The sequence below is a fragment of the Paenibacillus sp. 2TAB23 genome (assembly GCF_052115165.1).
Classification (GTDB): domain Bacteria; phylum Bacillota; class Bacilli; order Paenibacillales; family Paenibacillaceae; genus Pristimantibacillus.
In genome coordinates, this window is the sequence record NZ_JBFRGD010000018.1 from 156,675 (window position 1) to 166,136 (window position 9,462).

A 9,462-nucleotide genomic window follows, 5' to 3' on the forward strand; every position below is an offset into this window, starting at 1 on the left:
CGTCATGAGGTATGAGGTTTGAGGTACGAGGCGCAAGGCAAAGGCAAGGCCTACACAGCATAAAGTAAGGTTATTTATTAGACATGAGCCATGAGGAACGCTCCTGTCCGATAGCGGGCGGAGAGAAAGGGAAAAACAAAGTATAGGGAGGCTGTCAATGACGATACAAGCGCTGCAAAAAAGCGCCAGCTCCATACGCAGAGCCGCTGTGATTGGATCAGGCGTCATGGGCGCTGGCATCGCGGCCCATTTGGCGAACGCTGGCATGCGTGTCACTCTGTTGGACGTTGTACCGCAGTCACTCACGGCAGATGAGGAGCGGCAAGGATTGACGCTTGCCGATGCCAAGGTTCGTAACCGGCTTGCTGCGGCAGCTGTCGCTAAGATGGGCAAATCCCAGCCTGCACAGCTATATGATCCGAGCTGGTCCGCACGCATAACCCCAGGCAACCTGACTGATCATTTGGACGCGCTTGGCGAGGCGGATTGGATCGTAGAGGCGGTTGTTGAGCGGCTGGACATTAAGCGGCAGGTGCTTGCTGTAATTGAATCGGCACGCTCTCCAAGTTCAATCGTGTCCACGAACACGTCGGGCTTGTCGGCGACGTCCATGGCGGATGGGAGAAGCGAGGAGTTTCGGAGGCATTTTGGCGTTACGCATTTCTTTAATCCTCCTCGTTACATGAAGCTAGTTGAGATCGTCGCTACCGCGGATACTTCGCCTGAGGTGGTGCGGCTGCTCACGGAGGTTTGCGAGAAACGGCTGGGCAAGGGCGTTGTGCTGGCTAAGGACACCCCTAACTTTATTGCTAATCGGATCGGTACCTATGGGATGTTAGTCACCTTGGCGGATACGCTGGCGTTTGGCCTGACGGTAGAAGAAGCGGATGCGCTCACGGGTCCCACAATGGGCAGGCCGAAGACGGCAACGCTGCGCATGCTGGACATTGTGGGCCTCGATACGCTGCTGCATGTCGTAGACAATGTACGGGAGAGGAGCAGTGATCCTGCCGAGCAAGCAGTATTTGCCAGGCCCGCGCTTCTGGAGCAGCTTGTAGCCGATGGGCGTCTAGGGGAGAAAACGGGAGCCGGATTCTATCGCAAAATAAAAGGCAAGAACGGCAGCGAGATTGAGTCGCTGCGGCTCGATACGCTGGAGTACGGACCGAAGCGCCCGGTAAGCTCGCCGGTCATCGATGCTTCGAAGGCTGCCAAGGGGGCAGCAGGAAAGGTGAAAGCGCTGCTCGGCACCGATCCGCGTGACCGGTATGCGAAGTTCGCTTGGTCAACGATCAAGAAAACGCTGCTGTATGCGGCGGGTCAGGTTGGCATCATAGCGGATTCGCTTTCGGACATCGATCGTGCAATGCGTTGGGGCTTCAATTGGGAGCTGGGCCCGTTCGAGCTTTGGGATGCGATAGGGCTGCGGAATTCGGTACAGCGGATGCAGAAGGAGGGCGATCGTGTACCGGAGTGGGTATTGTCTTGGCTTGCGGCAGGCAATGAAAGCTTTTATCGCATGCAGGGAGATGAACGCGTCTATGCAGCGAGCGGAGCTTATCAAGCTGAGCCTGCTGAGCCGGATATCATTTCGCTCGCTGCGCTGAAGGAAGCAGGGAAAACCGTTTTTTCGAACAACGGCGCGAGTCTGATCGATCTTGGAGATGAGGTGGCGCTGCTTGAATTTCATTCGCCGAACAATGCGATCGGTGGTGATATTTTGGCTGCGATTACGCAGAGCTCGAAGGAGGTATCGCAGAATTGGCGCGGGCTGGTGCTTGCGAATGAAGGCCGTCATTTCTGCGTAGGCGCGAATTTGCTGCTGCTGCTGATGGAAGCGCAGAGCGGAGACTGGGATGAGGTAGAGGAGATTATTCGCTTCTTCCAAAGCAGCATGCTGCAGCTGAAGCGGCTCGATCGTCCTGTCGTAGCGGCTCCGCACCGTATGACGCTTGGCGGCGGGGTTGAAGCGTGCTTGCCTGCGGATCAAATCATATATTCCCCGGAAACCTACTTCGGACTCGTAGAGACGGGAGTAGGTCTCATTCCAGCTGGCGGCGGCTGCAAGGAAGCGGCAGCGATGGCTGCGCAGCGCGCATTGGCCGCGAGCAGCGGCAAGCCTGGAGGCGACCTGCAGCCGCATTTGAATACGCTGTTCGAGACGATTGCGCTTGCAAAAACGTCATCCAGCGGCTTCGAGGTGAGCCGCATCGGACTGATGCGGCCGCAGGACCGCGTCATCATGCGCCAGGAAGCGCGAATTGCCGAGGCGAAGCGGGCGGTGCTGGCGCTTGACCGCGCAGGCTATTCGCCGCCAGCGGAGGAGCGTATCCGCGTTGCCGGGCGCGAGGGCGGCGCGGTGCTGAAGGTCGCGGTGCAGGCGATGCGGTTAAGCGGCCATATTAGCAAGCATGACGCGCTTATCGCCGGCAAGCTTGGGTCTGTGCTTGCCGGCGGCGATATTCAGCCAGGCGCGGAGGTAAGCGAGCAATATTTGCTCGATTTGGAATGCGAAGCATTCCTTAGCTTATGCGGAGAGCGGAAGACGCAGGAGCGTATGAGCCACATGCTGGCTACAGGCAAGCCGCTGCGCAATTAAATGCTTTTGAAGCAGAAGGAGGAGGGCGAAATGTCAGCTTCATCACCGTTTGAGAATCACGGTCGAGACGCTGTTATCGTAGCTGCGGTGAGGACGGCAGTCGGCAAAGCATCCAAGGGCAGCCTGGCCGAGACGAGGGCGGAGGATTTGGGCAGAGCGGTGCTGGAAGGCGCACTCAAGCGAGTGCCGGCTCTGTCGCCGGACCTTATTGAGGATGTGATTATCGGCTGTGCGATGCCGGAAGGCGAGCAGGGGCTTAACATGGCGCGCACTATTTCGCTATATGCAGGTCTGCCGGTAACGACGCCAGCCGTTACGATAAACCGGTTCTGTGCATCCGGCTTGCAAGCGATTGCGTATGCGGCGGAGCGTATTCGGCTTGGCGATGCGGATGTTATAGCGGCGGGCGGCGTGGAGAGCATGAGCCATGTGCCGATGACCGGTTTTAAGCTGTCGCCGCATCCGGCAATTGTGGATTCGCGGCCGGAGGTTTACATGGGCATGGGGCATACAGCCGAGGAGGTTGCCCGCCGCTACGGCGTATCGCGGGGCGAACAGGATGCGTACGCGGCATCCAGCCATCGCAAGGCGGCAGCGGCAATTGAGGCAGGTCGCTTCCAAGCGGAGATCGTTCCGATCACGGCGAGTCGTTCTGGGGTGAATGATGCGGGAAGGCCTTGGTCGAAAGCATTTCAGTTCGATACCGATGAGGGCGTACGGCCGGAGACGAGCGTACAAACGTTGGCGCCGCTTAAGCCTTCTTTTGCCAGAGAAGGAACGGTTACGGCTGGCAATACCTCGCAAATGAGCGACGGCGCAGCTGCTGTCATTGTAATGAGCAGAGCGCGAGCCGAGGAGCTTGGACTGCGGCCGCTCGCTGTATTCCGAAGCTTCAGCGTAGCAGGTGTCGCTCCTGAAGTGATGGGCATAGGACCTATAGAGGCGGTACCCAAAGCGCTTCGGAGAGCGGGAATTACGCTTGAGCAGGTTGATTTGTTCGAGTTGAACGAAGCTTTTGCCGCCCAGTGCGTTCCAATTATTAGAGAGCTGGGCATTCAGCCTGATCGGGTGAATGTTAACGGAGGAGCCATTGCGCTTGGGCATCCGCTTGGGTGTACGGGAACGAAGCTGACGGTGTCGCTTATTCATGAGCTAGGCAGGCGCGGAGGCGGAATTGGCGTTGTTACGATGTGCGTAGGCGGCGGGATGGGAGCGGCTGGAGTGATCGAAGTTTACGGTGAATGAGGAGGACTCGGTGCGGCTGAAGTAATCGAGGTAACCGGGCAAGCGCAAGAGGATCGTTACGATACGGACGGGGTCAATAATTTAGGTTGAGTACAATTAACAGCGCTAATAAACGAATGACTGAAGGGAGACCTGCAGCATGACGGAAGCGATACGTTTTGGCGGCCGGTTTGTCATGGAGGACAGCACGCCGGATTCGGTGGTGACACCCGAGGACTTCACGGAAGAGCAGCGGATGATGGGCGATGCGGCGCGGCAGTTTTTAGATACGGAGATTGCGCCTCGCGATGCGGAGCTGGAGGCGCTGAATTATGATCTGACGGTAGAGCTGATGCGGAAAGCAGGAGAGCTTGGCTTGCTCGGGGCCGATGTGCCGGAAGCATACGGCGGTCTTGGCCTGGATAAGGTTAGCACGACATTGCTTGCGGAGACGCTGGCCCGCGCTTCGTCGTTCGCGCTTTCGGTCGGAGCGCATACCGGCATCGGTACGTTGCCCATCGTATTCTTCGGAACGCCAGCGCAAAAACAAGCCTACCTGCCTGCGCTTGCAACCGGCGAGCGGATTGCCGCTTATTGCTTGACGGAGCCGGCATCGGGCTCGGATGCGCTCGGCGCGAGAACGACGGCCAGGCTGACGCCGGATGGCAAGCATTACGTATTGAACGGCTCCAAGCTGTATATCACGAATGCCGGTTTTGCGGATCTGTTCATCGTGTATGCCAAAGTCGATGGTGAATATTTTACGGCGTTTATTGTGGAGAGGGGCATGGCGGGGTTCAGTATTGGTCCGGAGGAGCATAAGATGGGCATCAAGGGCTCTTCAACGCGCCCTTTATTTTTCGAGGATGTGTCCGTACCGGTCGAGAATGTGCTGGGGGAGGTCGGAAAAGGGCATCAGATTGCCTTTAATATTTTGAACATTGGCAGGTTCAAGCTTGGGGCGGCTTGTCTCGGGTCATCGAAGGAAACGATTGAGCTGGCATCTTCGTATGCGAATACGCGCAAACAGTTCGGCCGGGCAATTTCCTCCTACCCGCTCATTGGCGCGAAGCTGGCCGATATGAACATTCGTACTTATGTGCTTGAAAGCATGGTGTACCGGACAGCCGGATGGATTGACGCGATGCTGCGGACAACGGAGTCTGCGGACGGCGTGTCCGTTGCGAAGGCGATCGGAGAGTATGCCATTGAGTGCTCGATTATTAAAGTATTCGCATCCGAGGCGCTTGATTTCGTAGCTGACGAAGGGGTGCAGATTCATGGCGGATACGGCTATATCCATGAATACAAAGTGGAGCGGATATACCGGGATTCGCGGATTAACCGGATTTTTGAAGGGACGAATGAAATCAACCGAATGCTTATACCCGGAACGCTGATGAAAAAAGCACTAAAGGGCGAGCTTCCGCTGCTCCGCAAAGTGCGGTCGCTTCAAACCGAGCTCGTGCAGCCGATGCCGATACCGCCGCTTGAGAAGCCGCTCAGCAAAGAGGCGTTCCGCCTCGGGCAGGCTAAGAAGGCTTTTCTTGCCATTGGGGGGCTGGCCGTCCAGAAGCTGGGCCTTCGGCTTGAACAGGAGCAGGAGGTGCTGTGCTCGCTTGCCGATCTAATGATCCAAATTTTTGCTATGGAAAGCGCGCTGCTGCGTTCTCAAAAGATCGTTAAGGCAAGCGGCGGGGCCGGATCGGAGAAAGTAGAAAACGTCATTGCGATGACGACTGTATTCGTACAGGAAGCGATGGAGCGCGTGGAGTCACTGGCTAAGCTTGCGCTTGCCGCGCTTGAGCAAGGAGACGGTCTGCAGATGCAGCTGTCCATTCTGAAGAAGCTAATGCGTGCGCCGCTGTCGGATACGGTTGCTTTGAAACGAACGATTGCTGCCCGCGTCATTCGCGGTGAGCATTATGTCGTGTGAAGGGGGAGAGCATGAATGGAGCCGCTCGGACCGGAAGACCCGTCTTTGCAAGACCAGCCGTCCATTGAAGCACAGCAGCATGCGTATCCATGGCTTCGTCACTATCCGGAGGAGGTTTCTCCTTCGCAGAGCTATCCCGACCAGAGCATCGTTCAATTCTTAGTTAATGCGGTTAATAAGCATCCGGATCATACTGCTATTCATTTCCTTGGCAAAATCGTAACGTATCGCGAGCTGCATGACTCGGCCACCAGGCTTGCTCTGGGACTTGTCTCTCTTGGCGTCGCTAAAGGTGACCGAGTGGCGGTGATGCTTCCCAATTGCCCGCAGGCAGTCATTGCCTATTACGGGGTGCTGCTTGCAGGAGGCGTAGTCGTCCAGACGAATCCGCTATATGTGGAGCGGGAGCTGGAGCATCAGCTGGCGGATAGCGGGGCGGTCGCCATCATTACGGTAGATTTGCTTTATCCTCGGTTGTCTCGGGTGCGGGGGGAGCAGCCGGAGAAAGGTCCTCTGCCGCAGCTGAAGCATGCGATAGTCACATCCATTAAGGATGGGCTGCCGTTTCCCAAAAGCTTGCTATACCCGCTCAAGCAGCGGAAAGAAGGCTTTCGCGCAGAAATTCCATATGGAAGCCTTGGCGTGGTCAATTACAAGAAGCTTCTGGCAGGGAAGCACGCTTCTGCCAAGCTGCCGGAGCCGGCTAAGGGAGCGGAGCTCGCGGCGCTGCAATATACAGGCGGCACAACCGGAACGCCAAAGGGAGTTATGCTGACTCACCTTAATCTGGTGGCGAACACGATGCAAACCTCAGCGTGGTGCTACAAGGCAGAGGATGCGAAAGAGCGTTTCCTTGCGGCGCTGCCGCTGTTTCATGTATTTGGATTAACGGTATTAATGAATATGTCGGTGCTGCGCGCAGGCACGCTTATTTTGCTGCCCCGTTTCGAGGTTGAGACCGTACTGCAGACGATCGGCCAGCAGAAGCCGACCATTTTCCCAGGCGCTCCGACGATGTATGTAGCGCTCATACACCACAAGGCGGCTTCCAAAACAGATCTTTCGTCCATTAATGTGTGTATTAGCGGATCCGCGGCATTGCCGCTTGAGGTACAGGAGAAGTTCGAAGCGCTGACGGGAGGCCGGCTCATCGAGGGCTACGGGCTATCCGAGGCTTCGCCTGTCACGCATGCCAATCCGATATGGGGGCGGCGCAAAATTGGTACGATCGGCGTCCCGTTTCCGGATACGGAAGCGGTTGTCATTCATCAGGAAACAGGCGAGCGGCTGCCTGTCGGGGAGCTTGGAGAGCTTATCGTCCGCGGGCCGCAGGTAATGAAGGGCTACTGGAACAAGCCGGCGGAAACGGCTCAAGTGCTGCGCGACGGGTGGTTATATACGGGCGATTTGGCCACAATGGACGAGGACGGTTATTTTACGATCATGGATCGTATTAAGGACGTTATTATTGCCGGCGGGTTTAATATTTATCCACGAGAGGTGGAGGAGGTGCTGTTCGAGCACCCTGCCGTCAGGGAAGCGGCCGTTATCGGCATTAAGGATGAGTACCGCGGAGAAACGGTAAAAGCGTTTATCGTGTTCAAAGAGGGCTGGCAAGTATCGAGCAGTCAGCTCGATCGCTGGTGCAGGGAGCGGCTGGCAGCATACAAGGTACCTCATCATTATGCGATTAGGGAAACGCTTCCAAAGACGATGGTTGGTAAGGTGCTTCGCCGCAAGCTTCATGAGGAAGAGACGGGACAGAAGGCCGCTGCTGAGGACAAGGGAGAGTGATCGGATTGGATGAGGACTGGTTTGTACAGGAGGCTGATCAGGCCGGTCACCTGACTAGGCTCGCGGAGCGCGCTCAAGCGACATTTTGGGGAGTGCTCGGCTGTGAGGTCGTGCAGGCAAACGCCAGCAAAGCGACGATCTGCCTAGATGCGTCAGAGCGGCATCTCAACTTACTCGGCATCGTTCACGGCGGCGTTTTGATGTCGCTTTTAGACAATGCAATGGGACTTTGCGTGATGCTGGCAGCACCTGAGCAGCGTACGGTAACAGCGAATTTGAACACACAGTTTCTAGCGAGCAGCAAGGGTGGGGTGCTGCTGTGCGAGGCGGTGCTGGTTCATCGTACGGCAAGGACGTTGACGCTTGAAGCGCAGGTGAAGGATGAAAGCGGGAAGCTGCTTGGTCTTGGCATCGGTGCTTATCGCATTATATAGGCGGAGGATGTTGGTCATTTGCTTGCCTGCTTCTGATTCGTTATAATAAAACCTAATATATGGAAAGTTTAATAGCTAGCAAAGGGATTAATGAATGACGGAAATATTCCGATAAATGTAATAGGGAAGGAGGCGAGGACATGGTTCAAGGCTGGGTAACGACACTGGTATTAGGTTTCGGAATTGCGGTTGCCGTCGTTGGCGTGATCGCATATTTAAGAATGTTTCGTAAAGATCGGCTATCTTCTACGTCTCACCAGGCTGACGATGTCTCGCCTCCAAACGTATTTATATCAGCAAAATCAACGGATGGCGGGCACAAAAAGGAAGCCAAACCCGAACAAGCCACGCAGCAAGATTAAGAAATGTTCACTTTCATAATCGAAATCAAAATGTTATAATAGTAAGAAAAATGTGAACATTGTGACTCATTGGCCATGGAGTTGCCTGCACCGAGTGGGGGTTCTTGCGGAGTACTCGCCGCATGCGGTCTCGTATAATGCTGTTTAGGACGACCATCCAACGTAAAGGGGAGGAGATTTCATGGCGAAACATAGCCAGAATGAAGTCAAGGAAAGCCTGAAGGAACTCACGAGAATTTTTCAACCCAAGGACCCGCGTAAGTTTGTTAAAGAATATATTCGCAAGTACCGGATTACCGGAGGCTACGAGGATGAATTAACGACATTGGTGGAAAATGAGTTAGGCAGGATCAACTCCTCAGTCAGTTAGCACGATATGTATTATACGGCTTTGTACACTGTCACGCGGCAGGATGCAAAGTCTTTTTGTTTTTCGTAGGCAGAGCTGCGCCAAGCGATTCCAACCAACTTTATCGTTTACAGTGACCAATCGGCCAAGCCAGCAGCCAACCAACCACCAAGCCGCCAAGCCACCAACAACCAGCAAACGACCAGCCAACGACCAACTAGTCACCACCAGCCACCAGTAACCAGCCAACCAATCAGCCAACTACCAGCCAACGACCAACTAGTCACCACCAGCCACCAGTAACCAGCCAACCCACCAACCCACAACCAATCAACCAACGCAGCGTACATTGCACTCTGTGCAATAGAAACACACATAAAAGGCAATTCGCGAGTCTACGTTGCAGATAGTACAGCAGAATCCCCCTGGAAAGTGGTTAATGGGATGAAACAGTACCAATCTGTTGCAGAAACTGCAACGTAGCAAGAGCGTGGTTAGTTAAACGACGATTAGAGTGTTAAAAGTGCAACATAGCTAGGTTCGCCGGTTAGAGGGAGTCTGAGTAACCAGTTAAATCATCGACCAATAACCCACTGAGGCGTACATTGCACTTTGTGCAGGTCTGTTGATTAACCAATTTTTGGTTTTAGGGAAAGTTTAAGACGCTCGTCAAAAAGACGATCCATTCTGGCTGCAAGTGGTTCACACTCAATAACCGATCGAATTCGGCAAAAGATAACTGAGCACTCGGATGAACCACCGAA

The 9,462-nt window shown here is 55.1% G+C and carries 7 protein-coding genes; all 7 read left to right on the forward strand.

The annotated features are described in order from the left end of the window. Nucleotides 1–157 precede the first annotated feature (157 nt). The 7 genes from AB4Z29_RS23195 to AB4Z29_RS23225 all read left to right on the forward strand — a co-directional run bounded on the left by AB4Z29_RS23195 (nt 158) and on the right by AB4Z29_RS23225 (nt 8,719). Complete coding sequence (locus AB4Z29_RS23195) at nt 158–2,599, forward strand: 3-hydroxyacyl-CoA dehydrogenase NAD-binding domain-containing protein (RefSeq protein WP_441945349.1); 2,442 nt, start codon at nt 158–160, stop codon at nt 2,597–2,599. Between the two features lie 30 nt (nt 2,600–2,629). Continuing rightward, nucleotides 2,630–3,844, forward strand: a complete 1,215-nt coding sequence (locus tag AB4Z29_RS23200; protein WP_441945350.1) for an acetyl-CoA C-acyltransferase — start codon at nt 2,630–2,632, stop codon at nt 3,842–3,844. Nucleotides 3,845–3,983: 139 nt separating this feature from the next. Continuing rightward, complete coding sequence (locus AB4Z29_RS23205; protein ID WP_441945351.1) at nt 3,984–5,759, forward strand: acyl-CoA dehydrogenase family protein; 1,776 nt, start codon at nt 3,984–3,986, stop codon at nt 5,757–5,759. A gap of 15 nt (nt 5,760–5,774) precedes the next feature. After that, nucleotides 5,775–7,553, forward strand: a complete 1,779-nt coding sequence (locus AB4Z29_RS23210) for a long-chain-fatty-acid--CoA ligase (protein ID WP_441945352.1) — start codon at nt 5,775–5,777, stop codon at nt 7,551–7,553. A 5-nt stretch (nt 7,554–7,558) separates the two neighbouring features. Beyond that, nucleotides 7,559–7,987, forward strand: a complete 429-nt coding sequence (locus AB4Z29_RS23215; RefSeq protein ID WP_246431789.1) for a PaaI family thioesterase — start codon at nt 7,559–7,561, stop codon at nt 7,985–7,987. Between the two features lie 140 nt (nt 7,988–8,127). After that, the gene (locus tag AB4Z29_RS23220) at nt 8,128–8,349 is read left to right on the forward strand and encodes a hypothetical protein (RefSeq protein ID WP_441945353.1); all 222 of its coding nucleotides are present in this window, start codon (nt 8,128–8,130) and stop codon (nt 8,347–8,349) included. Between the two features lie 181 nt (nt 8,350–8,530). Beyond that, entirely contained in the window at nt 8,531–8,719 is a 189-nt protein-coding gene (locus AB4Z29_RS23225) for a hypothetical protein (protein ID WP_054026245.1), read from the forward strand. The last annotated feature ends 743 nt before the right edge of the window (nt 8,720–9,462 follow it).